Consider the following 26,440-nt stretch of genomic DNA (forward strand, 5'->3'; position numbering starts at 1 on the left):
TTTGTAGGGTACCTATGAGGGATCGAAATAGGTTCAGCGGGCGGAAGTCCAGGATGGTGCCATCAGTTTGTAGGGTACCTATGAGGGATCGAAATCTCAGTCAATATCGCATTTCACAGTAGACATTTCTGTTTGTAGGGTACCTATGAGGGATCGAAATCCACGAAGGCCACCACGAAGGCCACGTTTGTAGGGTACCTATGAGGGATCGAAATGGCGCAAAATGCGAAAAACCAGAATGTAAAGCAGAAGTTTGTAGGGTACCTATGAGGGATCGAAATCTGTTCCGCGGAAGTGTCCGAAGTGTCCGCGGAAGCAGTTTGTAGGGTACCTATGAGGGATCGAAATGAGAGAGAAAAACTCATTGAGATGCTTAAGGATTTAGAGTTTGTAGGGTACCTATGAGGGATCGAAATCGAATACACGTAGTAGGAGCGCAGAAGTGGGGTTTGTAGGGTACCTATGAGGGATCGAAATTCCTGGGCAGGAGTGTTCCCTACTTCGGGATTCTATGTTTGTAGGGTACCTATGAGGGATCGAAATAAAATGGTGTAAAGGTCGAGGTTCAGAAGGCAGAAGGTTTGTAGGGTACCTATGAGGGATCGAAATCTCCCAGATTTTTCAAATCCGCTAGCAATGCCAGCGTTTGTAGGGTACCTATGAGGGATCGAAATCCGCCCATGGCGAGGCTGAGCCGGGTGATCCCGCCTGGGAGTTTGTAGGGTACCTATGAGGGATCGAAATATAATCTCTATGATGCTGTCGAGGGCCAGGAGAACGGTTTGTAGGGTACCTATGAGGGATCGAAATCGAAGGCTACGAAGGCTACGAAGGTTGCCACGAAGAGTTTGTAGGGTACCTATGAGGGATCGAAATGGGACTTGGAGACCACCTCTTTGGCAATCGAGACGCGTTTGTAGGGTACCTATGAGGGATCGAAATCGGCGGAGCGCCGTCCTCGGCCGACACCGGGAGCGGGGTTTGTAGGGTACCTATGAGGGATCGAAATATGCCATCCCAGATCGCGCCTATGCCGGCCTTGATAGTTTGTAGGGTACCTATGAGGGATCGAAATCTGAAGCCAAGCAGGAGGAAGTCCAGGAGGAAGCCGTGAAGGGTTTGTAGGGTACCTATGAGGGATGGAAATCCACTTCTGGGCCGCCCATGCCTTGATTTGGTCCCAGTGTTTGTAGGGTACCTATGAGGGATCGAAATCGGAACCGCCGCAGGCCGGTCTCGGGATGGACCCAGGTTTGTAGGGTACCTATGAGGGATCGAAATCAAGGAGAGATTGAATAAGGGATCGAAATACATCCACATCCTCCGGGATGTCCCGCCCGTGGAACGTTTGTAGGGTACCTATGAGGGATCGAAATCCCAAAATCATCTGGCCATATCGGAAGAACCTACACGTTTGTAGGGTACCTATGAGGGATCGAAATCCACGCTTTCATGGAAGTCCACCACACACAACGATGAGTTTGTAGGGTACCTATGAGGGATCGAAATTCACGTCGCCGAGGTACCAGCGGTGGTGCTGCCGGTGTTTGTAGGGTACCTATGAGGGATCGAAATGCCCCGCTCGGAGCCCTCGGCTCCCTCGGAGCCCCGTTTGTAGGGTACCTATGAGGGATCGAAATCTGAGTGCGCCCGCGCCCAGTTCGCAGTTCGTAACGGTTTGTAGGGTACCTATGAGGGATCGAAATCGCCCAGGACGCCCTTTCTCCCTGATGACTACTGTGAGTTTGTAGGGTACCTATGAGGGATCGAAATGAGCGATGGGAAGTCTTCCCACCGCTCCAGGCCCTCGTTTGTAGGGTACCTATGAGGGATCGAAATAGGAAGTCGCGAAGGCTCCTGCGAAGGCTACCACCGTTTGTAGGGTACCTATGAGGGATCGAAATCCACGGCTCCAGCTCGATCGGCTGGCCGGCGAGCGGGTTTGTAGGGTACCTATGAGGGATCGAAATATGACGATCACCATCGCCGGCCGGCGGTACCGGTGGGTGTTTGTAGGGTACCTATGAGGGATCGAAATCGGAACCGCCGCAGGCCGGTCTCGGGATGGACCCAGGTTTGTAGGGTACCTATGAGGGATCGAAATCAGGTCACCCGCCAGGACCTTGGTCAGGTAGGTGTAGTTTGTAGGGTACCTATGAGGGATCGAAATCGGGTCGAACACGTAGGGGAAGTCGTCGCTTCCGGCGTTTGTAGGGTACCTATGAGGGATCGAAATCGTGATCTCCACGACGATGTAGCCCCGCCGCTGCGCGCTTGTAGGGTACCTATGAGGGATCGAAATCACGGGCCCCACGCCCTGCACGGGCCCTACACGGGGTTTGTAGGGTACCTATGAGGGATCGAAATGCCTCGTAACGTTCGATCCACCACTGAAGATCGTCTTGTTTGTAGGGTACCTATGAGGGATCGAAATCGGCTCTCTCGCCGCATTCGGCGGGCGCTGGACAGTTTGTAGGGTACCTATGAGGGATCGAAATCTCCCGGAGCGGTTCCCCGTCCGCGTCGGCGTGACGCGGGTTTGTAGGGTACCTATGAGGGATCGAAATCCACATCGCCACCTGCGCCGTGCCGGAGCCTTGACCCGTTTGTAGGGTACCTATGAGGGATCGAAATCTTCTTCCGCGGCCGCGTGTCAATCCAGGCATCGTGCGTTTGTAGGGTACCTATGAGGGATCGAAATCTAAGCCGGTCGGAACAGTTCCTTCGGGAACCGAAAGTTTGTAGGGTACCTATGAGGGATCGAAATCTATGCTGATTATGGACGCTGACTGCCACCACTGCGGGTTTGTAGGGTACCTATGAGGGATCGAAATTCGCCGACACCAGCAGGTCATACATCTCGCGCGTCGGGTTTGTAGGGTACCTATGAGGGATCGAAATCACGATCTCAGGCATGGTATCACGCCGCCCCCTGCTGTTTGTAGGGTACCTATGAGGGATCGAAATGGCGGCGTCCGGCTGGACCGGCTTTCCCGCGCGCAGGTTTGTAGGGTACCTATGAGGGATCGAAATACTGTGAAATGGGATGTTGGTTGGGATGTTGATTGGGTTTGTAGGGTACCTATGAGGGATCGAAATGGAGGAAGAAGTCCACTCCTGCGCCCGCTCCTGCGCGTTTGTAGGGTACCTATGAGGGATCGAAATCCCAAAGGGGCCGTCCCGGTGGAGCTCATCATCAGCGTTTGTAGGGTACCTATGAGGGATCGAAATCTGGACCGCATGACCTTTGACGATGCGGTGCACCCGGGTTTGTAGGGTACCTATGAGGGATCGAAATGCATGTACCGGCTTCGGCTGCGGCCCGGGGACTGGTGGGTTTGTAGGGTACCTATGAGGGATCGAAATCAGCTTCTTCGCCTCCTCCTTCGCGTGCCCGTAATAGGGTTTGTAGGGTACCTATGAGGGATCGAAATCTGGACCGCATGACCTTTGACGATGCGGTGCACCCGGGTTTGTAGGGTACCTATGAGGGATCGAAATGCATGTACCGGCTTCGGCTGCGGCCCGGGGACTGGTGGGTTTGTAGGGTACCTATGAGGGATCGAAATCTGGACCGCATGACCTTTGACGATGCGGTGCACCCGGGTTTGTAGGGTACCTATGAGGGATCGAAATGCATGTACCGGCTTCGGCTGCGGCCCGGGGACTGGTGGGTTTGTAGGGTACCTATGAGGGATCGAAATCAGCTTCTTCGCCTCCTCCTTCGCGTGCCCGTAATAGGGTTTGTAGGGTACCTATGAGGGATCGAAATCTCCTACACCTGCTCCTGCTGTCACGGCCGGTGCAAAAATGACCCTCTAGGAGCCTGTTTCACTGATCCTGACGAGATCAGAACTGGGGGAACGTACCGGGTCGATTCGGCTATGTCCCGTGGGCTGACGGTCAGGACGGGGTAGGCCGGCGGCCCGGTCGTTACCCTATCTACGCCAACCCCGCCGCCATCCAACCCAAGGGCGAGGATGAGGACGCCTCCGTGACCCTTCGCCAGAGCTTCAGCAAGTTATGGGTCAGGCAGAGCAGCTTCCACTCGCTGTCACACGCCGCCAGACCCCGACGCAGGAACCGGTCGGCCCCTCGCACGGCCTTGATCTGCCCGAACACCGGCTCCACGGTCTGGCTGCGCTTGGCGTAGATCGCCTGCCCTCGCCGGGTCCGCAGCTTACGTTCCATCCGCTCCCGCAGGCTCAGCCCTTTGGGGATCCGGCCCCGCGGAGGGGGTGCATCCTTCCAGGCTTGGCGCTGCTTCCACTCCTTGCTCGTCGCCAGGAACAGTTCCGGCCCATCCGCCGGTGCCTGCTTCACGTTCGCCTCGCTCCAGTACCCCGCGTCGGCGACGACGGCCCGGATGGGCTTGTCCACGCCCGCGGCCCGCAGGTTGGCTTGCGCCTGCTGGAGCATCGGGTGGAGTTGGCCCACGTCGTTGGCGTCCTGCGTCACCGCCGCGGCCACGATGAGCTGGTCTTCGGTCACCACCGCCTGGGCGTTGTACCCTTGCACAAAGCCCTGCCGGGTCTTCATGATCCGGCTGTCCGGGTCCGTGACGTTCGCCTTCGCCGCCGGATCCACCGAGGGATCCGGCGCCTTCGGCTTGCGCCCCCGCCGCTTCTTGCCGGTCGCCTGCTCCTGCGCCTTCCGCTCCTCGATGCGGGCCTGCTGCCGGGCGGCTTCCCGGGCCGCCTCGTCCTCCAGCCGCCGCTTGCATGCCTTCAGCCGCTCCAGCCGGCTCGCACGGTGGCGCAGCTCCTCCGGCAACTCGTCCCCACGACGCCCGGAGCCGTACCGCTCATCTTCTTCCCGGTCCGTGGCCTCCGCCTCCCGGAGCATCTTCTCCACTTCCTGGCGAATCGCATCGTCGGTTCGGTTGGCCGCCAGCGAGGCGTTGGCCTTGACTTTCGTCCCGTCCAGTGCCACCACGCCGACCTTCACGAGCCCCGCCTCGCGGCACAGCCGCAGCACCTGCGTGAACAGCTCGGCCAGTTCCCGCTCGTGGCGCTGGCGGAAGCGGGCAATGGTCACGTGATCCGGCTTCTGGTTGGCGGTGATCACCCGGAAGGCCACGTCCTCGAGGCACAGTCGCTCGATCCGCCGGCTGGACCGCTCGCCGACGCAGTAGGCGTACAGCAGGAGCGTCACCATCATGGCGGGGTCGTAGCTCTCCCCGCCCCATCCGTCGGCGCGGTACTTGCTCCGAAACGCCCGCAGGTCCATCTGCTCGACGGCGTCGATTAGAAACCAGGCCAGATGGTCCTCGGGCAGCCAGTCGCGGAGACTCGGTGGGAGCAGGTACAGTTGGTCGCGGTTCACCGGGCGGAAGTGGTAGGCCATAGGAACACCTCAGGCGATGGCGAATTCCAACCGATGCCTTCACTTAACCTCCCGTGGCTGCAATCCTGCGGAAATACCTGGGTTCGTGAAACAGGCTCATAGGGTCGGATGAATTCTGACCCACCCCGCCGAACCGAGTCCCATTCCCTTCCCAGGAATGGAGGCCGGTTCATGCTGAAAGGTGGGTCGTTGATGGATATTCTGCGGCTGAAGGCCGAAGGCCTGTCTGTTCGGGAAATTGCTCGCCGTACGGGGTTGTCCCGGAATACGGTGCGGAAGTACCTGCGCCAGCCGGAGCCACCTCGGTATAAGCCACGGCCCGCAAAGGCGTCGAAATTGGATCCGTTCAAGCCGTACCTTGAACAAAGAGTGGCCCAAGGGGTTTTCAATGCCAATCGTCTCCTGCGGGAGCTCCGGGCCCACGGCTATACCGGCGGAAAGACGATTCTCAAAGAGTTCCTTCGGCCCCATCGTCCGCCCCGCGTCCCACGCGCCGTGGTGCGCTTCGAGACCGCGGCGGGGGCTCAGGCGCAGGTGGACTGGGGGGAGTTCCCTTACACCGACCCCCGGGGACGGCGCCGCAAGGTCTACGGGTTCGTCATGGTCCTCAGTTACTCGCGGGCGATGTACGTGGAGTTTGTTGAGCAGCAGGATCTCAGTACCCTCTTACGGTGCCACCTCCACGCCTTTGCGGCCCTGGGGGGTGTTCCGAAGGAGATCCTTTACGACAACATGAAGACCGTCGTCCTTCGCCGCCATAGGGCCAAGGTGGATTATCACCCAAGGATGCTTGACTTTGCGTTGCTGGCCGGGTTTGTCCTCCAGGCGTGCAGGCCGTACCGGGCCCAGACCAAGGGCCGGGTGGAGCGCGCCATCGGCTACCTCAAGCAGCACTTCTGGCCGGCCGTCCAGTTCACCGACCTAGCCGATCTCAACCGGCAGGTGCGGGCATGGGTGGCCGAGGTCGCGAATCGTCGCATCCACGGGACCACCGGGCAGCGCCCCGCCGATCGGCTCGTGGAAGAGCAAGCCCATCTGACGCCCCTTCGGCCCTTGGCGGCTTTCACGCCGCTGCTGCACGAAGAACGCCAGGTGAGTCGGGATGGCTACGTCCAGTATGCGGGCAGCCGCTACGGGGTGCCCTGGCGCTATAGCGGCCGGTACGTCACGGTGTTCGCGACCGAAACGGAGGTCGAGATCCGCGATGGGGACCGGGTGATTGCCCGGCACCCTCGGGCCTTGCTGCCCGGGCTGACGATCCCCCTTCCTGGGCAGTACCACGGCCTTGCTTTGGGTGGACCCCAACGTCCCGAACCGCCCCAAGGCGAGCAGGTTGTCGGCCCGGTGGTGCAACGCCGCTCGCTCCAGGTCTACGAAGACCTTCTTCGGGCAGGTGAACGCCGGTGATCACGATCGATAAGGCCCGCCAGCACCTGCTGGCCCTCGGACTGAAGGATGCGGCGGAGGTCCTTGACGCGCGCCTGGAACGGGCCGCGAAGCAAGACGTAACCTATGCCGACTTCCTTGTGGATCTACTGGAAACCGAACTCGTGGTCCGGCGCCGGCGTTACCTGGATACACGGACTAAGCTGGCGCGGCTCCCGTTCCGCAAAACGCTGGAGGACTTCGACTTCGAGGCCCAACCCTCCATCGACCCCCGCCAGATTCGGGAGCTGGCCACGCTCCGCTTTTTGAGCAACGCCGAGAACGTGATCTTTCTGGGACCGCCGGGCGTCGGCAAAACCCATTTGGCCGTATCGCTCGGTCTCGCCGCCATCGACCGGGGGTATGGCGTCTACTTCACACCGATGCACCGCCTCATCGAGGATCTACGCAACGCCTACGAGGAGCGCCGGCTCGAACGACGGATGCGGATCTACCTGGCGCCCAAGCTCCTGATCATCGACGAACTGGGCTATCTTCCCCTGGACAAGGTGGGCGCCACGGTGTTCTTCCAGCTCGTGGCGGCCCGGTATGAGCGCGGCAGCATCGTCCTCACATCGAACCAGACCTTCGCCGACTGGGGGGAGGTGTTCGGTGACCCGGTCATCGCCACGGCCATCCTCGACCGGTTGCTGCATCACAGTCACGTGATTAACATCCGGGGCGAGAGCTACCGACTCCGGGAAAAGCGCCGTTCGGGTGTCCTCCGTAGCGCCGTCGAACCGCAGCAGGATGAGTGAACCAGGTTGCCAAGGTCCGGTGGGTCACTTTTCAACCGGCCGCAGTGGGTCAAAATTCAGGGACTGTTGAAAAAGTGGCTGCTCGGCGCGTTGAGATCCTACCGGGAACCCGCCCGTGCACTGTCGTTCTTTCCACTCGGTGGGTCTGGGCTCCGGTCATGGGGCCCCGCCAGTATCGCAGGACCTTCAGCAGGTTGTGTGCGAAGGCTGCCAAGTAACCTTCGCACTGTACGTCGTCCAGTCCAAAGCGCCTCGCTCGGTGGAACCCTAATCGGTCCAGCCGGGCAAAGACTCCCTCGACGACGGTGCGGCGCCTTCGCGCCAACCGACGATACCGTGCCGTTCGCAACCGCCTCTCAGCTTCCTGGAATTCTCGTTCGTAGACGGAAAGTTGAACGAAGCGCCGTTTGGATCGAGGCGGCAGACACGAAGATCGCAGCGGACACCCTTGGCAGTCCAACACCCGAGCCGCATACAGCCACGTCTCGTCCTTGGCGTAATAGGTGGTTCTTCGCAGCACTTTCCCGGCTGGACAGCGCAAGTTGCCTTCCGGCGTAAGGTCAAATCCGACTCGCTTCTGTCGGTGTTCCCGATGTCGCGTGTGGAGGGGAATGTGGGCCTCAATGCCCCGGCGGGCCAGGTGCCGCCGTAAACGGCCCTGGCTGTAACCGGTGTCGGCTGCCAAAAACCGGACGCGAACGGGTGAATCGTCCAACAGTTCGGGAACCGCCTCGGGGTCCGGTGTCGTGGCGTGGGTGATCCGCTGGGCAAGGATGAAACCATGCCGGTCCACCAGGACGTGCTGCTTGTAGCCGAGCACGGCCGGCCGACCCTTGGACACCTTTCGCCACCGCGCGTCCCGATCCCGCGGATGGAGCGGCAGCCGGCCCCGTGCGTCCTGAAACCACCGACGTACCAACCGACGGCGTGCCAACCGCGCGGTTCCCCGCCGCTTCTCGGACAGTGCCTCACAGGTCGAGAAGACGCCGTTCTCCTCAATGGCCACCCTTGCAAAGGCTTCGGGGGAAAGAGTGGTGGGAGAGAGCCCGCTGGCCTGGGAGGAGACTGCCGCCGGTACCAGGGTCGAGTCCACGAAGGTCTCGTCGCTCAACAGCCCGTTGCGCCGGAGTTGCTCGTTGAGTCGCCGGAGCAGGCCGCGAAATCCGCTTCCCCCCACCCTCCGCAAGAACACGCTGATGGTGGAGTGATCGAAGACCTCGTCCTCCAGACCCAAGAAGACGAACCAACGGAAGCTGATGTTCTCGTGGATGGCGGCGCACAGTTTCCGAAAGGAAGCAATGCCGTAGAGGTATCCAATGGTGAGCGCTCGCACGAGCACCTCTGGAGGGACCGCGGGACGGCCGTGATCGGGATGGTAGCCCTTCGCCAACGGGGCAGCGAGGGAACGGAAATCGATGCAGGCCTCGACGCGACGCAGGAGGTGATCTCGCGGAACCAGCTCATCCAACGACTTCGGGACGAACTCGAACATTCGGTGCCGCTTCGCGTAGTCGGGCTCGATCAGCAAAAGATCGGCCTCCTCGCTTCACGTTCTCACCCGTTCCTTTGGACACTTCTGCCACGGACCCTTTCGCGAACATCCCCCTTTTTCAACAGTCCCATTCAACCGGCCTTGACACTGCTTCCGCTTCCGCTGAAGGTTTGTAGGGTACCTATGAGGGATCGAAATGTGCCGACCTCGAGGCCGTGCTCGATGCCGCCGAGGTTTGTAGGGTACCTATGAGGGATCGAAATCGAGGCCATGCTCGACATGGACGAGGCGGGCGTCGTGTTTGTAGGGTACCTATGAGGGATCGAAATCCCTTCCGCAGCATGAGGACAGGGAAGGATGTAGAGTTTGTAGGGTACCTATGAGGGATCGAAATGCACGGTCCCGCTTTTCTAGCGCAAGGATAGCCTGGGTTTGTAGGGTACCTATGAGGGATCGAAATACGGGTACGACGCACCCGCCGGAGTTCGGCACCCGCGTTTGTAGGGTACCTATGAGGGATCGAAATCATCGTCTACTCCCCGCTCATACCCACGTGCCCAGGTTTGTTGTGCGTGCTAATCGAAAAGTTTACCGCTGTGCTAACCTAATTGTTGACCACCCCGGCGTCGGATTCAGGGGTTCTTCAGGCGGAGACTCCCTCCTTTCGCAGGCGTTGCTGGCTTTCGCGGAACCGTTAGGACTCGCCGTTGAAGAGCAGCACGTGGGACCGGTGGGTGAGCCGGTCGAGCAAGACCGAGGTCAAGGCGGCGTCGCCAAAGACCTCGACCCAGCGCGAGAACTCTAGGTTGGTCGTGATGAGCAGGCTGCCGCGCTTGTAGCGGTGTGCGCAGAACTGGAAGCGCAGCGGGCCTGCAGGTCCCAAGCCGAGGTATCCCAGTTCGTCGAGAACGACCAGGTCGAAGCGATCCCACCCCTTGAGGACCTTAGGCAGGCGGGCCTCGTTGTGGGCCTGCAGCAGCTCTTGTCCCAGGGCCACGGCCGTGGTGAACCGGACCCGCCAGCCGGCATGGATGGCGACCACGCCGAGGGCGATGGCCGTGTGGGTCTTCCCCGTCCCCGTCGGGCCCAGGTAAATGTAAAGATCGGAAACCCGGACCCGAACGGTGGCCCACCGGTCCGGAACGGACACGGGCTTGGGGGCCGGACGGGCCAAACGGTTGAGGATCAGCTGGCGAACGGCTTGGGCCTCAAGGAGCCCCTGGGCAGCGGCTTCTTCCAGCGCTTCGGTCACCGCCCTGGCCGGAAATTCCCGGTGAAGAAGGAGGATCTGGGCGAACTCGCCATACCCGTCGGGACGCCGGCTGCACAGGAGGCGCTGAACCTGGGCATAGATCGGCGGCAACTTGGGCACGACGGCCAGGTGGGTGGCGGCCCGCGGCTTGCGGGCCAGGGCCGGAAGGTAATGGGCCAGTTCGAGGGGGTCTCGCCGCGGCCATAGACCCGCGAATGGGCCACCACAAGGCGCTCGCCGTCGGTGACCTCGATCCGGTCCGTATAGGCCCACAGGGTCAGCGTGCGGCCCACCCACTCGCACGGCACCGAGTAGCGGTTCCGGTCGAAGGTGACAAGGCTCAGCTTGTTAACCGTGACGACGTGGGGCCGGGCGGCACGGAAGGGCCGGTCCGGCAGGGGCCGGAGCGCGGCTCGCTCTTGTTCCCATGCCTCCCCGCGCCGCTGGCGCTCCCGCTCACACCAGGCCAGCAGGTGGGCGTTCAGCGCCTCCCAGTCGGAAACGTCGGGCACGGGGACGAGGGCGTTTCGCCGTCCATACCCTACACCATTCTCCACCGCTCCCTTCTCGTGGGCCTCGCCGGGGCGGCAGAAGGCACTGTCGAACAGGTCGTGGGCCCGGAGACTGGCAAAGAGAGTGTGCTCCTCCCGGGCCGGGCCGGCGAGGATCTTGGTGACCGCCGTCTTGGCATTGTCGAAGATGCACTCGTGGGGAACACCGCCGAGCCAGGCAAAGGCGCGGCAGTGGCCTTCGCTCTGTCGGTGATACCAAGGCGAAGATCACGCCGCAGGCCCGCAGGCGAGAAACCAACTGGTGGGCGACGGTCCGGTGGTTCCGAGCCGCACCACCGCTCACCCCATCGCTGTCGGCCGTCTGGTCTCCCCCCAGGAGGTCATCAAAGGTAGGTACCGCCCCACCAGCCGGTCACGAATTTGGGCGACAAACCGCCGGAACCTTACAATCTCACAACATGAAACGTCACAAAATGTCCTGTTCTCCACCCTTACGTATACCAAGACGTTGTTGCCTGCTGTAACGCATCGATTCAAATACGTATGCCAAAATGCTGTCGTGTTCTTTATCGATTATTCCCTCTAGCTTCTTCCATAAGATTTTGAACTTTCCTTCACTGATTTCCCCTTCAAACACTGAGTTCTGAACCCAAGTTAGGTATTCTCGGCATGTTTTAAGGACCTTAGCCACCCGTTTCACATGCACATCATAAACGAGAATAACAAACATCTGCTATGAAGTTCCCCCGTACCGAATTATGTCACTTAGAACTTCCAATTATTTCGGACGCATGATTTAGCATTGTCCGTCACCATTCACTGACATAAGGTTCGTATGGTTCATCGCCTGTAATGTATTTCTGAACCTTGTAAAGCTCCAACCGAATAAGTCGTCGGTAGGAAACGTGCCGCCGCAACTTTCTTGCCTTAATGGTGGTCCTTAATCTCTTTTCATACTCCTCAACAATGCATTTCAATGCCTGCTCTCGCAGGAAGACACCGGCCCCATCCTGTCTGAAATCGGTGGGCTTGATCATTCTGCGTCCGAGCAAGGTAAACAGCAACCGGTCAACAATGATGGGCTTGAAGATCTCAGCGATGTCAAGGTTCAGCGAAAATCTACGAAAGTTCGTTTCGTGAAGGAACCCGATTCTTGGGTCTAGATGCGTTTTATAAATCTCGGAAAGCACAGTCGTATACAGCAGTGAATTAAGAAAGCTCAGGAGCGCATTAATTCGATTTTGCGGAGGTCTCTTGGAGCGCGTATCAAACTTGAAATCATCGTCCGCAATGATATGATCCCAGGTAGCGTAATACCGCAGCCTAACCTTTCCTTCGACCCCCATCAACTCCGGGATCGATGGTGCCGCATCGATCATCGGCTCCATGGCATGGAGCTCGTTCAGCGGTTCAGCTAGGTCAACGCCGCGGCGATTATAGTATGCGACGACCTTTCCCATGTTCTTAAGGCTTCCTCGAACGAATTCCCGTGCCAAGGCCATTCGCGTTGCCTCGTTTAAATACGTCGACGCCTGGCGAAGAATAACATATCCCGAATTATAATGCTCCCTCGGGTAGAACGTGCCCATGTAGTAACCAAAATGGCTAAAATAATGCAGGAGGATCTCGTGCTGAGAAAGAAACTCAACCAGTCGCTTGTTGAATTCAACCTCACCAAAGACCAGGATGTCGCGGACGGCTTCGACTGGGACATACCGCGTTCCGGCCGCCGTTTCAAAGCCTAGGGTGTTTCCTTTTCGTACAAGACGCCCCTTCGAAAAGATATATAATGTGCGTTCCAACCCCGGTGCACTCCCTCGCTGGATTCTAGTCGTCGCCCCTTCAAACTGGCGTTACGCCCAGCAGTATTCTGCGTAGGCACAGCGCCGGCACCAGGAGATTCTCTTTGCTTGAGGCGGTGACGACTGGGTCAAAAGTTCTTGCAGGCCGTGGCGAACCTCTCGCACCCGCCGCCGTAGGCCGTCGTCCAGGACGACTCGTTCCCTTCTCCGCTGTTCGGGAAAGTGAAGTTCCCCTTCCGCTTGGATGCCGAGTTCTTCCAAGGTGAGGAGGTAATGGGCCAATTGGAGCCTCGCGCTCTCCCGAAACCGGTCGGATTTTTTGACCTCAACGACGACCACCCGTCCACCTTCATGGACAACGACGTCGAGGCGGTTTCCAGCGATGAGCACTTCCCGTTGGGTCTTCGTTGAAGGATGCGATGTCCGGTGCCACTGGTGAAGAAAGCGACCATAAACCAGGTTGGGATCATCCTCGTCCGGCAGGACTGCGTGGGCCATCAGCCAGGCCTGGCGCCGGCAAATGGTGTAATACCAGATCAAGGTCCCGCCGAGGGGTACGGGCGATTCCGGTTCTTCGGATCCCTTCACCATATGTCCACACCCCTCCCGCCGAAGGCTTCCTCGTCGCCGTCGCCTGCCACGGTGAGGCGCAACCCCCCAAAGCCCGTTCGCGGGTCGTAGGCATCTCGGTCCACCAAGCGTAAGACCCGTCGCCCCGGCACCACCTCGGCCACCTGCCGGGCAAGGAAAAGGGGCAGCTGGACCACGTACCGCTCAAAGAGCCCCAGGAACCGGCGGCGCTCCTCCCCTTGGCGGCGGCCCGCCAACCAGCCCGGCCGCGCATAGAGCTCGTATAAGCCCTCCAGGCTCGACACTCCCCACTCACTGAGGAGCGGTCGGTCTTCGTCAGCAAGGCAGTCGTCCCGGCTGACGAACACGGGAATCCGGGGAGGGCCTTCGTCATAGGGCATCAGCCCACCGATGGCGGACCATGCCCCGGCAGCCGCTTGGGCCAGCGGTCCCACCACGTCGCTGCCGGGTTTCCGTTCCCACCAGCGCCGGTAGTACGCCTCCACCGCCTCGTCCAGGGCCCGTTCGTCCCACTGCTCGCCCGGCCGTAGGATCTGGTCGGTCTCGTCCCGGGCAATGGCATCCCGGTAGACCCATGGCCGGCTGTCCTTGCCATCGGCCCGCCGGAAGTCGAAGACGACCACCTGGGCAGGTTCTCGGACCCCGTGGCGGTTCGCCCGCCCCGCCGCCTGCACCACCGACGGAAGAACCGGCCGGGCCCGGTACAGCCGGTCGAAGTCGAGGTCAACCCCCGCTTCGAGCACCTGGGTGGAGACGACGATGGGGTAGACCCGCCGCGTCCGCCGCGCTGCCTCGGCTTTCCGTTGATCGCCCGCCGCCGGCCGGTCCTCCGTTGCCCTGCGGACGGCCTCTACCTGCGTCGCCTTGTGGGCCGGCGTCATGAGGCCGTGGACCAGCAAGACGGGCAAACGGCGGCCGCGTTCTTCCAGCAACCGCTGAACCGCGTCGTAGGTGGCTTGGGCATCGGCGATGGTGTTGAGAATGGCAGCCGTCCGGAACCCGGACAGGGCATCTTCGACCAACCGCTCGGCAAGGGCCTCGGGTCCCCACCCCTGTCCGCCCGGGCCGGTTTCGGTCCCATGGTCGACGACCCGCAGGCGGTACCGGCTGGGCAATCGAACCGGTACCGACAGGTCCACGGGTTCGACCGAACGGACTCGCCAGGGCGGCATGGTCGCCGTCATGATCAGGACCTGCATGTTCCAGGCCCTGCACGCCGCGGCCATCATTTCGGTCAAGAGGGCCCAGCTGCCGGGGTCCATGATCTGGGGCTCGTCCAGGATCACAAACGCATCCCGCAGGGCCGGGATGCGGAGGGTGTGCTGGGCCCGCCGGGGGAACAGGGCGCGGAAGAACTGGTGGAAGGTGACGGCCACGACGGGGGCCTGCCAGCTCTCCATGAGGAGAAAGGCCCGCTCGTCGTCCGAGGGCAGGGGGTCGCCGTCGTTGCCGCCGTTGGGAACCTGGCTTTCCGGAATGGCCAGGTGGTGGTGCTGCATGACGGCGAGCCCCGTATGGCGCTGGAACTGGCCGGCCGCCTGTTCGACAACGGTGAGGTAGGGCCCGACATAGACGACCCGCTGGCGGGCTCCGCTGGCACATGCCTCCAGGGCCACCCGGAAGGCGGTCAACGTTTTCCCGCTCCCGGTGGGCAACACCAGCAAATAGAGGGGCGCTTGGGGGTGCCGCCGGAACCGGGCCAGCACCTCCTGTTGCAACCGGCGGCGCTCGCCCGCGATGCCGCCCCGCTGTCCTTCGGCATCGGGCCCCCGGCCCAGCGAGGATGGGCTACCTGAGGAACCGTGAGACATCCCCAGAGACAGCTCGAGTCGGGTGATGGCCTCCTCTGCTTGCTTGGCGTCGAGGTTCTCAGGGACGACGCCCGCCACCGCAAAGCGGTCGGCCTGGATCAGACGTGCCGTGTGATCCCGCAGTAGACCCCGCGGGTCAATGGCCGTCCCTTGGCTCCGCCGCTGCAGCCGGACCACAGCCCGACCCCAAGCGCCCCGTGCATCCCGCACCCACTTTTCCCACTCCCAGCCGTCCCGGGGCCAGACGCCGTTGGCCACCGGGAGACCAGTCTCCCGGACCAGCCGCAAGATCCCCTCCATGTCCATCTCGGCCACGATCTGCGGTGTCCAGAGGGCATGCCAGGGGGTGTCGGTTTCCAGGTCGCCCAAGGTGCCGTGATGATCAGCGATGTCGCGGGCCACGGCCAAGGCCCGCTCCATGAAACCCCCGGTCGAGGGAGGGCCCCCAATGGTACCGGTTCCCCGCGCCATCTCCACCCGGGAACGAGCCGACGTCCCCTGGCTCCATCGCAAGGCCAGGGCCGCGAACAGGGCTGCCCCGACGAAGGCGTGGGGGCCCACAGGGCCCTTCCGTTTCGGGTCGAGCAAGCGCTCCTGCCAGGTTCGGCGAGCCTTGCCCACATCGTGCAGCAACCCGGCCAAAAACAGCAGCTGCTCCTCGGCGGACCCCCGGGGATCTCCCGCCCGGCAGGCCACGTCCAGCAGGTGGTCGATAAGCGGGTGGGCGCGGCCGCCCTCGGGAGGCCGCGCCACACACCGTGCCAATGGAATCACCCGTTGTGCCATGCCCGTTCCCTGACTTCCGTGTCCGAGGACTCGGGTTGGTCCAAGGCCTCGGGGTTCTCCGGGCTGCCGCATCTTCCGTCACCCAAGTGGGTTCCGTCATCCAAAGGGGCCCGACCCACGGTCACCAGAGGCAGACGAGCCCGTCGGAGCACCGCACCCAGCGGAGGGGTGGATCAAAGGGCCCCGTGGCAGGCCGAAACCGCACGAAGCCGCCGTTGGGTTCATAGAGGAAGCTCAGCGAGCGGCGGAACCGGCGCCCGCCCAGGTGGGTGTGGAGAACACCGCCCACCCGGGCATACACCCTGCCGGGAACAGGCTCCACCTCCTCGACCGCGTGGGCAGGCACCACCGCCGGGCTCTCCACCGAACCGTCCTCCCCATCGGCCCAGGTCGAGGGCTCGTCCAGTTCCTCCGCCTCTTCCAACCCCACGAAGCGAGGGACGGTCAAGGCGAAGGCCGACCCCAGATAGGTGGGGTAGACGCTCTGCCGGTTGCGGATGCGTTCGGCCAGCGCGTCGGTGTCCGGCCCGGCATAGTAAATCCGGTAGGCCGGTTCGACCACCAGTTCGATGGCCGTCGGGCGGTTGAAGGTCCCGCTGCCGCCAAGCCAACCCTTACCCAACATGGACAGCTCTTGCGCCCGGGTGCGTACCGGATGGAGGCATCGCACACCGGTCCAGGCCTCCCGGGTCGTCCACTCGGGAAGACCCAGGATGGCGCCCAGCATCCCGCGCAGAGCGGTCCGCGTCGGGAATGGATAGGTGGCATGGGTGACCGCCGTGTCAGGGCGCCGGTAATGGGCCACGGACCCGGCTACGTCGAAGACCAACAGCCGCAAGGATCGCGCCATGGTCATCCCGCCTACATGGAGGGTTGGGGCTCGCCACCCAACTCGCGCAGGGCCGCATCCCCCTCAAGCCGGAACGCCGGGTTGAGCCAGTAACGGACCCGCGCAATCCGGTCCTGGAACTCCAACAGGCGCTGGCCCAAGGCCTGCACGTCCAGGCGGACCTCCGCCACGGAGCTGGGCTTGGTCGGCTGCAGCCATGCCTCCCGTCCCGGTTCAAGCTGCACCAGCCGGTCCAGGTCCCCGATCCGGAAGAACGGATCCTCGTACTCGACGTGCAGCAAGAACAACGGCTCCTGGATGCCGCGCCCCCGGGCCTGGCGGAAGCGGGTCCCCCTCCACAGCCCCTCCAACACCAGATCGACATCATCGGGCGTCAGGCCCGTCTCCCGGGCCAGTGCGGCGTTGATGATGCCGTGCATGGCGAAGACGGCGAAGGGCACGATGTAGGTGGTCCAGATGGTCCCCTGTTCCTTCCCGCGGTCGTCCTCGGAGGCCATCACCACGGTCCCCTGAACGTACCGGCTCTCCACGGGATGCAAGGAGTGGGCCCAGGCGAATTGGACCGGTCCGGTCAGGTGGAACGACACGTCCCGGACGGAATAGACCACCCCGAAGGCCCGGACATCGAAGGCCTTGCGTGGCAACTCGGCCCGAGCCTCACCCGGGGTGATGCCCAGCACCTGTTCGGCCAGGGCGCGCCGCCCCAAAAGCTTCCCGTCGGCCGACCGTGCCTCGCGGACGTAGACGTGCCGGGTACCGTCGCCGCCGTCGGGGTACCGGGCCAGGACGTAGTCCCGGACGTCCCGCTTGATGCTGACGTCGGAGAGGCTGATCCGGCCGTCCTCTTCGTCGAAGAGGCGGCGCGCGTCGCTGTCGTTCAGCGGATCCCGGTTCGGGATCCCATCCTTCACCGACTTGACGAACAACAACTCACCGCTGCGGACTGCCATCGGCTCTCCCCCTCATCTGAAGCGATCTCGGACGGGTGAACTCGGGCGGTGGAACCCATCAAAAGGGCACGGCCGCCTCATCGTCATCGGCGACGGCCGCACCGGCCGGCCCATCAGCGGTCTCCGCAACGTCCTCCTCGGACGAACGGCGGCCGGCATCGGCCAGCAGGTACCCGGCCCAGAACCCCGCCATGAAGCGATCCGCCTGGGCCTGGAGCTCCCGGCCCGCCTGTTGGGCCTGGACCAACAGCACCCCGTTGAGGTGCCGGAACCGCTCCGACAGTTTGATGTCGAGGCGGGCGGCGTACTCCGGGAACCGCGTCAGGGCGCGGGTGACGATGGCCTCCGGTGTGAGGTTGGTACCGAAGGTCATCACCCGGTGCTTGAGGAACTCCTTGCCGCGGGTGGCGGCGTAGTACTGCCGGGCGAACTGCCGGGTCAGGTCGCCAATGGCGAAGCCCAGCTCCTCGACGTCCTGCAGCTCGAGCTCCGACGGGGGAACCGTCCGGAGCTCCGCCTGCAACTCCTGCCAGGGGCGAATGGCCCACACCTCCCCTTCCGGCCATTGGCCGGCGATCTCGCTGTGGTAGCGCTGCCAGAAGTCCCGGAAGACGACGTACAACCGGATCTCCGATTGCATGCGAAAGAGGGCCTGGGCTTCGCCCAGCCGGTGGGAGAGCTCGGCCAGGCGCAGGGCCAGGTTGCGCACGAAGCGCCGGTACGAGATGGGGCGACGGCGCAGCACCGTCTCCATGCCCTGCCAGACGTAGCCCGGACCGTAGGCGTTGATCAGCAGCGAGGGCAGCGAACGCAAGCGCCATCCCGGATCCTCGTCGCCGGGACGGCTCCACCGCCGGATCAACTCGTCTTGGCCGTTGACCACCTCGTGCAGGAGATCCCGTACCGCCGACGCCACAGCCGGGACCACGTCCTCGATCATGGCGCGGAGGTGGATGTCACCCCGATCGGGCGCACCACTGTAGTAGACCAGGGTGATCCGGTACTGGTCGGTGAAGAAGTCGTCGGCCACGGCGAACTCGAACCCCGCGACGGATTCCAGGTGCCGTGTCCAGCCGGCCTCCCCCCGCCGCATATACATGAAGCCCGTGCAGAACTGCTCAACGGCCTCCGGGTCCCGGAAGATCCCGTCGGACAGGGGTAGCACGAAGCCCGTCCCGTAGATCGTGCTCGGGATGCGGCCGCGTTCCACCATCTCCCGGCCACCCGGACTGTCGACGGGGGCGAACAGCTCCCGGGTGAGCCACAGAGGCAGCGGGCGGGTGAGGGCGTTGAAGAGCTGGGCCCCCTGGGTCAGGGCCGCATAGCAGTCGGGGCAGAGGGCCGCTCCCTCGACGAGCTGGTCATCCTTCAGGGTTTCGGGCAGCGGGGCTTCCCAGGTCGGTGCGAACCATGACCACGCCTTCGAATAGATGGAGACGACCTGCCCCTCCCGGTGGCACAGGGTACAGGGCCCCTCCATCTGGCCATGGGTTGCTCCTTCCTCCGCCTTGGCCGCCCAGACCAGGGAGACCAGGGAGGGCAGGTCGGCCACCACCCGCTGCCCCGGCCGCAGTTGACTCGGACCCAGGTCCACCATGGTCTCGGGGTCGACATCCGGGCCGGCCACATACCGGTACGGCCCTTGGTCGGACACGGGAAGAACGAGCAACAGCCCCATGACCTTACGGTTCTTGCCCGCCCGGGACAGGGATGCCCCGGCGACGACCGAAGCGGCGGCCCGGGCCAGGGCCGGCAGGGCAGCCTGCGGCCGCAACAAGGTTCGTTCATGGCGAGGCTGAATGAAACGCTCGACCTCCACGGCATCCCCGAAGACCGCCATGTCCCCCTCGTACACGATGTAGGCGGGAACGGGATACCGCCCCTGCGCCGTGCGCGGATTGCCGCCCCGCGGGACCGTGAAGGGAGCCGCCACGGCGATGTCGGGTTTGACTTCTACCACTTCGTTCCGGCCCTGGACCCGCCGGGTGGTCCAATCCTGGATGCCCCACGCAGCAGGCGGGGTCCCGGGGCGGCCTTCGTCCACCTCCACGACGATGACGTTGCAAAAGAACCCGACCGCCTGGGGACTCAGGACGTCGGTGATCTCCAAAAGGGTCTGGCGGGCCGCCGCGCTTTGCCCCAGAAAAGGCCGTCCCAGGCGAACCAGGTTTTCAATCAGCACCCCATTCCACCTCCCTCGTCGCCGCGACGCTGGAGCCGGCCGCGTCAGCCCGGGCGGGATCGGCGGGCGATGGGGTCGCCGGAGGCGCCATCCGCGGTTGGGGAGTCCGGGCCGCCCGCTGGGGCTCCAAATCGCACAGGCCGAACCCCTGGGCGTTCTTCGAACCGAAGCCGGCCTCTAGGCCCAAGGCGATGAGGGCGGGATCGCCCGACGCCTCGAAGGTGCCGGTGAACCCCTTGATGATCCCGTGGCGGAACCGGGCCACGTGGCCGCGGGCGGCACCGCGCCAGCGGATCTGGATGCCGGGCCCCTCGTAGGTGCGCCCCGTAAAGGCCTCCCACTTGCGGACCAGGTTCTCGGCCACCAGCCGCTCGAACTCACCGCTGCGAGGCTCGAAGAAGTAGGTGAAGCGGCTCCCGTCCGGACGGTTCACCGTGCTGTAGACGGTGATCGGGGTGCGGGCCCGCAAGGTGACGGGCGGCGTGATGGGCGGCAGTTCCTCGAACCGCACGGACTCGACCTCGACCACCTGGCTGCCCAGGCGGAGGCTGCCCAGCTGCAGCGCCCGGGACGCCACCGCGTGGACCACGGGGGCGTAGGGCGAGCTGACGGTCAGCCGGACGCTCCCGGCGAACCGGATGATCTTGGCGGGCGCTCCATCCGGCCCTCCCGGCGCCTTGCCTCCCCGACCCTGCCCCTCCCAGGACCGCCCGCCAGGGGGCGGGGAGCCGGCCAAGGGGCCCTCGCCGGTTCGTCCGTCGATGGACCGTCCGTTTCCGGTCAGGATGCTTGCATCGAGGGGGGTCCCCCCCGGAGAATGCCTTCCATCGCCTTGCCTCTCCGACAGCCCCCCTTCCCTGGCCTGGGTCGCCGCGGCGCTCCCTGCGGCCTCAAGGGAACCGGCGGCTGGCAGGGACTGACCCGGCAGCGCCGCTGCCTTCCCCCCACCGGGTGTTGCCGCGGATGGCGACCCGGCCTGCCCCCTCGCCTGTCCGTCGAGGCCCGACGCTCCGGGCGCGACGTCCCCTGCCGGGCCACGGTTGTGAGGGGCGCGGGACAGGTCGCCAGGGGCCCCGCGACCGTCTTCGCGGCCGTCCCCCCGGCCCGGGGCGATCCCGTTGGTCGCCGGCCCGAAGGACCGCCGCTCGATGGTGTAAAGGCCCTCGAGCCGCGAGAAGGTGAACATCTTGTAGCGCCGGGCACCGCGCGTGAAACCCTGGTCGTGGAGGAAGGCGGCGACGTCCGTCCCCTCCATCAGGTGGTACACCAGGCCTTGCAGGAGGCCGTTATATTGCAGCGGCAGGACCAGCTGGCCGGCTGCCGGCCGGAGCTCCATGATGACCCGCATGAATGACTCCCCCCTGCTCCCCCCGATGGGGACACCCCTCGGTGCCGGATCCACGGGCTGACCGGTGCCATCGCGACAACCGGGCCACCGTGGCCGGCTTGACGTCCGTCGTTGTCAACCGGGCGGCGATGGTCCACCCCCATGTGACCCGCCGCCTGAGCCGTTTGTTTCCCGCGGCATGGGAAGCCTCGAACGCGGTCCGCGGTGTCGGGCTCAACCCTGCCGGGCTCGCCCCCCGCGGACCGCCTTCCCGCCCCAACTCACCTCCCCTCTTCGGGTTGCCGGACCGGCCCGCCCGCAGCCTGTACCTTCACCATAGGGCTGGGGCCCTGACAAAACGTGTCATTGCGCCGTCACGGTGACCCGGACGATGCCATCGCGACGCCCGCGCCGGTGACCGGGCCCCACCCGCCGCGGGAACCGAGCGGCACCCGCCGCAGTGAACCGGCGGCCCTCGGGACGAGGGCCTGGCCATACCTCTCCGCAGCCGAGGCGATCGCCTTGCCGGGCCCGCAACGGGGACCACCCAGCGTCACCCGCAGCCGCGGTCCCGGCTGTCGCCGTCCGGCCGTCGCCTTCCGGCCGGCCCCGTCCGGCCGGCCTCCTCACCCCCCTGCCGTCTGGTACAGCCGGGCGATGGCCTCCGCCTCGGCCGCCATGGCTTGCCGCAGGGAGGCCGGCTCCAGGACCTCGGCGCCGGCGCCGAACTGCAAGAGCCAGCGCATGATCTCGTCGGTGCCGAGGACGCGGAAGGTCAAGACCAGCGAGCCGTCCGGTTCCTCCTGCGACTCCTGGCTGGGGTGCCAGGTGCGGCCCCGGACGTAACGGGCCTGGGGGGGCCGGAAGCGCACCACCACCTTCTGGCGCTCGGCGCCCCGCTGGAGCCGCCAGGCCTCGCCAAAGTAGACCTCGGGGGAAAAGCGGTCCGGGCCGGGAGGGGGAAAGGTTTCGTCCAGCACCTGGATGTCGCGGATGCGGTCGACGGCGAAGGTGCGAACGTCCTTGCGCCACCGGCAGTAGCCCGCCATGTACCAGGCGCCGTCGTAGTAACGCAGGTGGTAGGGTTCGACCAGGCGCGTGGTCTCCTCGTCGCGGGATGCAGTGTAATAGCGCAGCCGGACGACCCGGCACCCCTCGATGGCCTCCCGCAAGGCCGCCAGCCGCTCGCCCACCGCCTCCGGGTCGCCGCGGGTGGGCTCGAAGAAGAAGGACACCCGGTGCGCCAGGGACGAGAGGTCCACCGTCACCTGTTCGGGCAGGAGTTCGGGCAGGCGGGCTAGCAGGGCCTGAAAGGCCTCTTCCAGGCCGTGGGCCCGGACCGCCTCCAGGGCCTGCAGCCCGAAGGCCAGGGCCAGGGCCTCGCCGGCCCCCAGGCGGGACAGCCCCGCCTTGACGGGGGGCTCCCAGCTGGGATCCGTCAGGTAGTAACCGTTGCGGCGCCGGTCGAACTCCAGGGGCGCGTGCCAGTCATCCCGCAAGACGTCCAGATCGCGGTGGACGGTCCGGGTCGTCACCTCCAGGCTTTCCGCCAGGGTGCGGGCATTGGGATAGCGGTTCGCCCGCAGCTCGGCGACGATGCGCACCAGCCGGTGAAGCTGGGCACGGTTCATCCCACTCGGCCCCCCATCCCCAGGGACTCCCCCACAACGACAAAAACCCTCCCGGGTCCCCCCAAGGACAAAGACCCTCCCGGGTAAGGAAGGAATTCCAAGGGATGGGTCAACTTCCTGCCGAACGTTGCCGCGATCTGTCGAGATATGTCCGAAAGGACACAACGAGACTGAATGGACAATCCATTGTCTGCGGCGAGTTTGTTCAAACCAGCTCGAAAACCTCAGGTGGTCCCCTTCAACCGCCCCAGGGTCACCACTTGAAAGCTCAAGGGGCGCCCCCTGGGCGGGAAGGCGCCCCCATGACGATGGCCGGAGCCTGCCCCGGCCGCACCGTGACGGCACCGGCAACCGCGCGCCCCATGACAACACCGGCAACCGCCACCCCGTGACGGCACCGGCCACCGCCCGCCCCGGCCCCGCCGCCTTCGCCGGCCCTTCAGCTGGCGGAGGGCCGGGCCCCAGGGGTAAACATCAGCCGGTACAGCGCCCGGGCATAGATCCGGACGCAGTGCACCAGGTCGTCGATGCCCCAGTACTCGTCGGGCTCGTGGGCCAGCTCCCGCTGTCCGGGGAACAAGGGGCCGAAGGCGACGCCCTTTTCGAGCACCCGCGCGTAGGTCCCGCCGCCGATGGCCAGCGGCCGGGCCCCCCCGTCCCCCGTCTCCTGGCGGTAGACGTCCAGCAACTGGCTGACGATCTCGCTGTCTTCGGGTACGTGATGGGGCGGCATGTCCTCCCGGGACTCGACCCTCCAGCCCGTGCCGGCCAGGGCCCCGGCCACCCGCTGGAGGAGTTCCCGGGTCGAGGCCGTGACCGGGTAGCGCACGTTGCAATCGGCGTACACCGCATCCCCGGCCAGTCGCATCACCCCGAGGTTGACGGTCAGGGGTCCGGACACGTCGTCCGCCACGGCGATGTCGAAGCCGGAGCCGTCGGTGCGCCGGCCCGCCTCCGCCAAAAACGCCAGGTCGGACGAACGCGGCAGGGCCGGCCCCAGCGCCCGGGCCAGGGCGGCCAGCAGGCCGGCGATGGCGTTGATGCCCTTCTCCGGATGCATGGCGTGGGCGGCCGCCCCTCGGGCCTCGACCACCAGCCGGTCGCCTTCCACCCGGGCGGTGATCCGCGCCCGCCCGGGCCCACCGCCGTCCTCCAGGCGCCGGGCCAGTTCGTCCAGGGACGGAGCGCCGGGCCCTGCGACCACCAGCTCGGCGGCGGCGTGCTCGGGGACCACGTTGACCCGGGTGCCGCCCTCGAGCCGCACGAGGCGCGCGGTCCAACCGGGCCCCTCGTCCGGCCCCGCCTCCCGGCCAGGGGCCGGCGTCGCCGCCTCACGGGGCAGTTCCAGGCTGAGGCGGAAGGTCCAGATGCCCTTCTCCGCGTTGACCAGGGGGAACATGGCGTCGGGGCTGAAGCCCAGGGTGGGCTGGGACTCGCGGGCGAAGTAGTACTTCACGCACTCGAAGCCCGATTCCTCGTTGCCGCCCACGATCAGCCGGGCGCGGCGGCGGGGGCGCTGCCCCTGGGCCAGGGCCAGGTCGGCGACCGCCTTGAGCGCGTACAGGGCGGCCACGGTGGGGCCCTTGTCGTCCACGGCCCCGCGGGCGTAGATCTTGCCGTCGTGGATCTCGGCTCCGTAGGGCGGGTGGGTCCAGCCGGAGCCCTCAGGCACCACGTCCACGTGCCCGAGGACGGCGATCCACTCGTCGCCCTCCCCGACCTCGGCGTCGATGGCGTAGCCGTCGATGTTGCGGGTGCGAAAGCCCATGGCCGCGGCATGCTGCCGCACCCACTCCAGGGCCGCGGCGACCCCGGGGCCGAACGGCTGCCCGGGGGCCGGCTCCTCCTGCACGCTGCGGATGCGGCAGAGGGCCTGAACCGCCTCGATCATGGCCTGCCGGTGCTGGTCCAGCCAGCCGTCCAGCTGGGCGAGGAAGCGGGCCTCGCCGGTGCCGTCACCGTCGCCGTCGCGGTCGCCGGTCGCCGGTGGGACGTCCCCGCCCCCCGGGACGGGTGCGTCGTCGGTCGCCATGCCGGACACTCCTTCCTTGGGGCGCTGAGAGGGCGGTGCCGGGGCCGGTCCGGACGGTCCCCGGACGGTCTCCGGACGGCTCGACCCGCAGCGGCCTCAGCCCTCGCTGCCCGGTGCCGCGTGCCAGAGCACCCGGCCCAGGAAGTCCCGCGCCCGCGGGTGGCCGGGGTCGCGGAAGAACCGGTCCGGCGGCGCCTCCACCAGCACCCGCCCCTCGTCCATGAAGACGATCCGGTGGGCCACCTCCCGGGCGAAGCCCATCTCATGGGTGACCACCACCATGGTATACCCCTGCCGGGCCACGTCCAGCATCACGTTGAGCACCTCGCCCGTCAGCTCGGGGTCCAGGGCGGAGGTCGGCTCGTCGAAGAGGATCACCTTGGGCCGCATGGCCAGGGCCCGGGCGATGGCCACCCGCTGCTGCTGGCCGCCCGAAAGCTTGGACGGCCGGTGGTCCATCCGGTCCGCCAGGCCGACCCGGGCCAGCATCTCGCGGGCGATCCGCTCGGCCTCGGCCCGCGGCATCCGCCGCACGGTGACCAGCCCCTCCATGACGTTCTCCAGGGCCGTCATGTGGGGGAACAGGTTGAACTGCTGAAAGACCATGCCGATCTCCTGCCGCTTGCGGTTGAGCTCGGCGGGGGAGTCCTCGACCCAGCGGTTGCCCTGGCGGCGCCGGCCGATGGGCTCGCCGTCCACCAGGATCTCCCCCTCCTGCACCGGCTCCAGGTAGTTGATGGTCCGGAGGAGGGTCGACTTGCCGCTGCCGCTGGGCCCCGCGATGACCACCACCTCGCCGCGGCCGATGGTCAGGTTGATGTCCTTGAGCACGTGCAGGTCGCCGAACCACTTGTTGACCCCGCGGAACTCGATCATCGGCGCCTCACTCATATTCCTTCAGCTTCCTTTCCAGCCAGGAGCCCAGGGTCGTGAACAGGGTCGTCATCACCAGGTAGTAGAAGGCGGCATAGCCGAAGAACCAGACGGACTTCAGGGTCGCCGCGGCGAACTGCCGCGAGTTGAGCATGATCTCCGCCAGGCCGATGACCGACACCAGGGACGAGTCCTTGAGCAAGATGACGAACTCGTTCACCATGGGCGGGATCATCCGCCGGTAGGCCTGGGGCAGGATGACCCGGCGCATGGCCTGGCCGTAGCTCATGCCCAGGGACCGGGCCGCCTCCATCTGGCCGCGGGGGATCGACTCGATCCCCGCGCGGATGATCTCCGCCAGGTAAGCCCCCGAGTTGATGCTGAGGGCGGCCACGCCGGCGGGGAAGGCGTCCAGCACGATCCCGTAGTCCGACAGGCCGAAGTAAATCAAGTAGATCTGGACCAGCAGGGGCGTGCCGCGGATGATCCACGTGTAGGCCGAGCCGATGGTCCGCAGCACCCCGAAGCGGGAGAGCTTCATCAGGGCTACCAGGAGGCCGATGCCCAGGCCCAGCACGATGGACACCACGGTCAGCTTCAAGGTGAGCCAGGCGCCGGCCAGGTAGATGGGGGTCACCCGCGCCAGGGCCCCCCACAGGCCGAGATCGACCAAACCCTCTCGTGGCATCTGCGGTCGCCGTCCTTCCCTTCGCCCGGGTTCCGGCCCGGGACCTGTCCATCCTCCGGAAACCGCACGCCGGCCCGCGGGGGCCGCGCGCCGGCGTGGTGCACGGGATCTACGTCAAGAGAGAGCGGGACG

At 64.9% G+C, this 26,440-nt stretch carries 18 protein-coding genes and 2 CRISPR repeat arrays (1 of these 20 running past the window's edge); of the genes, 2 read left to right on the forward strand and 16 right to left on the reverse strand.

What is annotated here, in order from left to right; all coding sequences use genetic code 11:
- Positions 1-3,772: direct repeats of the CRISPR family, unit length 30 nt; unit sequence GTTTGTAGGGTACCTATGAGGGATCGAAAT; it begins 3,384 nt to the left of the window's first position.
- A gap of 170 nt (positions 3,773-3,942) precedes the next feature.
- Entirely contained in the window at positions 3,943-5,346 is a 1,404-nt protein-coding gene (locus ACYQ02_RS06560; RefSeq protein ID WP_460039644.1) for an IS1182 family transposase, read from the reverse strand.
- Positions 5,347-5,517: 171 nt separating this feature from the next.
- Between ACYQ02_RS06560 and istA the strand changes: the two genes are divergently transcribed.
- Both istA and istB read left to right on the forward strand, forming a co-directional pair.
- Positions 5,518-6,753 (forward strand): IS21 family transposase, encoded by a 1,236-nt coding sequence (gene istA, locus ACYQ02_RS06565; protein WP_460039645.1) that lies wholly within the window; start codon positions 5,518-5,520, stop codon positions 6,751-6,753.
- A gap of 5 nt (positions 6,754-6,758) precedes the next feature.
- Positions 6,759-7,529 carry an IS21-like element helper ATPase IstB gene (gene istB / locus ACYQ02_RS06570; protein WP_460039770.1) on the forward strand — a complete coding sequence of 257 codons (771 nt, stop codon included), beginning with the start codon at positions 6,759-6,761 and terminating at the stop codon, positions 7,527-7,529.
- 49 nt (positions 7,530-7,578) lie between these two features.
- Here the strand turns inward: istB and ACYQ02_RS06575 are convergent, their stop codons facing one another.
- From ACYQ02_RS06575 to ACYQ02_RS06645, 15 genes are all read right to left on the reverse strand, one after another.
- Complete coding sequence (locus ACYQ02_RS06575; protein ID WP_460039646.1) at positions 7,579-9,057, reverse strand: transposase; 1,479 nt, start codon at positions 9,055-9,057, stop codon at positions 7,579-7,581.
- Between the two features lie 132 nt (positions 9,058-9,189).
- Positions 9,190-9,547: direct repeats of the CRISPR family, unit length 30 nt; unit sequence GTTTGTAGGGTACCTATGAGGGATCGAAAT.
- Between the two features lie 168 nt (positions 9,548-9,715).
- Complete coding sequence (locus tag ACYQ02_RS06580; RefSeq protein WP_460039771.1) at positions 9,716-10,384, reverse strand: ATP-binding protein; 669 nt, start codon at positions 10,382-10,384, stop codon at positions 9,716-9,718.
- The gene (locus tag ACYQ02_RS06585) at positions 10,270-10,830 is read right to left on the reverse strand and encodes a Mu transposase domain-containing protein (protein WP_460039647.1); all 561 of its coding nucleotides are present in this window, start codon (positions 10,828-10,830) and stop codon (positions 10,270-10,272) included. Before ACYQ02_RS06585 ends, ACYQ02_RS06580 begins: the two co-directional genes overlap by 115 nt.
- 421 nt (positions 10,831-11,251) lie before the next feature.
- Positions 11,252-11,515: a CRISPR-associated endonuclease Cas2 gene (cas2, locus tag ACYQ02_RS06590; protein WP_460039648.1), complete on the reverse strand. Its 264-nt coding sequence runs from the start codon at positions 11,513-11,515 to the stop codon at positions 11,252-11,254.
- 79 nt (positions 11,516-11,594) lie between these two features.
- A complete protein-coding gene (gene cas1b, locus ACYQ02_RS06595; RefSeq protein ID WP_460039649.1) occupies positions 11,595-12,587 on the reverse strand; it encodes a type I-B CRISPR-associated endonuclease Cas1b in 993 nt (330 codons plus the stop codon).
- A 51-nt stretch (positions 12,588-12,638) separates the two neighbouring features.
- Positions 12,639-13,178, reverse strand: a complete 540-nt coding sequence (gene cas4 / locus ACYQ02_RS06600) for a CRISPR-associated protein Cas4 (RefSeq protein WP_460039650.1) — start codon at positions 13,176-13,178, stop codon at positions 12,639-12,641.
- Positions 13,172-15,763, reverse strand: coding sequence for a CRISPR-associated endonuclease Cas3'' (locus tag ACYQ02_RS06605; protein WP_460039651.1), 2,592 nt, complete (start codon positions 15,761-15,763; stop codon positions 13,172-13,174). The genes cas4 and ACYQ02_RS06605 overlap by 7 nt, the downstream gene beginning before the upstream one ends.
- 133 nt (positions 15,764-15,896) lie before the next feature.
- Entirely contained in the window at positions 15,897-16,625 is a 729-nt protein-coding gene (cas5, locus tag ACYQ02_RS06610) for a CRISPR-associated protein Cas5 (RefSeq protein ID WP_460039652.1), read from the reverse strand.
- A gap of 11 nt (positions 16,626-16,636) precedes the next feature.
- The gene (locus ACYQ02_RS06615; RefSeq protein ID WP_460039653.1) at positions 16,637-17,575 is read right to left on the reverse strand and encodes a CRISPR-associated protein; all 939 of its coding nucleotides are present in this window, start codon (positions 17,573-17,575) and stop codon (positions 16,637-16,639) included.
- 58 nt (positions 17,576-17,633) lie between these two features.
- Positions 17,634-19,757: a hypothetical protein gene (locus ACYQ02_RS06620; protein ID WP_460039654.1), complete on the reverse strand. Its 2,124-nt coding sequence runs from the start codon at positions 19,755-19,757 to the stop codon at positions 17,634-17,636.
- Entirely contained in the window at positions 19,747-21,105 is a 1,359-nt protein-coding gene (gene cas6 / locus ACYQ02_RS06625; protein ID WP_460039655.1) for a CRISPR-associated endoribonuclease Cas6, read from the reverse strand. The genes ACYQ02_RS06620 and cas6 overlap by 11 nt, the downstream gene beginning before the upstream one ends.
- 605 nt (positions 21,106-21,710) lie before the next feature.
- A complete protein-coding gene (locus ACYQ02_RS06630; RefSeq protein WP_460039656.1) occupies positions 21,711-22,715 on the reverse strand; it encodes a helix-turn-helix transcriptional regulator in 1,005 nt (334 codons plus the stop codon).
- Positions 22,716-23,154: 439 nt separating this feature from the next.
- Positions 23,155-24,747, reverse strand: coding sequence for a dipeptidase PepV (pepV, locus tag ACYQ02_RS06635; RefSeq protein WP_460039657.1), 1,593 nt, complete (start codon positions 24,745-24,747; stop codon positions 23,155-23,157).
- Between the two features lie 96 nt (positions 24,748-24,843).
- Positions 24,844-25,638, reverse strand: a complete 795-nt coding sequence (locus ACYQ02_RS06640; RefSeq protein WP_460039658.1) for an amino acid ABC transporter ATP-binding protein — start codon at positions 25,636-25,638, stop codon at positions 24,844-24,846.
- Positions 25,631-26,308, reverse strand: a complete 678-nt coding sequence (locus ACYQ02_RS06645) for an amino acid ABC transporter permease (RefSeq protein ID WP_460039659.1) — start codon at positions 26,306-26,308, stop codon at positions 25,631-25,633. The genes ACYQ02_RS06640 and ACYQ02_RS06645 overlap by 8 nt, the downstream gene beginning before the upstream one ends.
- Positions 26,309-26,440: the final 132 nt, after the last annotated feature.

The sequence above is a fragment of the Thermaerobacter litoralis genome, assembly GCF_054654595.1.

Coding starts and splice junctions, on each gene's coding strand:
- ACYQ02_RS06560 (WP_460039644.1), bottom strand. CDS start 5,346: ATGGCCTACCACTTCCGCCCGGTGAACCGCGACCAACTGTACCTGCTC.
- istA (WP_460039645.1), top strand. CDS start 5,518: ATGCTGAAAGGTGGGTCGTTGATGGATATTCTGCGGCTGAAGGCCGAA.
- cas2 (WP_460039648.1), bottom strand. CDS start 11,515: ATGTTTGTTATTCTCGTTTATGATGTGCATGTGAAACGGGTGGCTAAG.
- cas4 (WP_460039650.1), bottom strand. CDS start 13,178: ATGGTGAAGGGATCCGAAGAACCGGAATCGCCCGTACCCCTCGGCGGG.
- cas5 (WP_460039652.1), bottom strand. CDS start 16,625: ATGGCGCGATCCTTGCGGCTGTTGGTCTTCGACGTAGCCGGGTCCGTG.
- ACYQ02_RS06615 (WP_460039653.1), bottom strand. CDS start 17,575: ATGGCAGTCCGCAGCGGTGAGTTGTTGTTCGTCAAGTCGGTGAAGGAT.
- cas6 (WP_460039655.1), bottom strand. CDS start 21,105: ATGCGGGTCATCATGGAGCTCCGGCCGGCAGCCGGCCAGCTGGTCCTG.
- ACYQ02_RS06630 (WP_460039656.1), bottom strand. CDS start 22,715: ATGAACCGTGCCCAGCTTCACCGGCTGGTGCGCATCGTCGCCGAGCTG.
- pepV (WP_460039657.1), bottom strand. CDS start 24,747: ATGGCGACCGACGACGCACCCGTCCCGGGGGGCGGGGACGTCCCACCG.
- ACYQ02_RS06640 (WP_460039658.1), bottom strand. CDS start 25,638: ATGAGTGAGGCGCCGATGATCGAGTTCCGCGGGGTCAACAAGTGGTTC.
- ACYQ02_RS06645 (WP_460039659.1), bottom strand. CDS start 26,308: ATGCCACGAGAGGGTTTGGTCGATCTCGGCCTGTGGGGGGCCCTGGCG.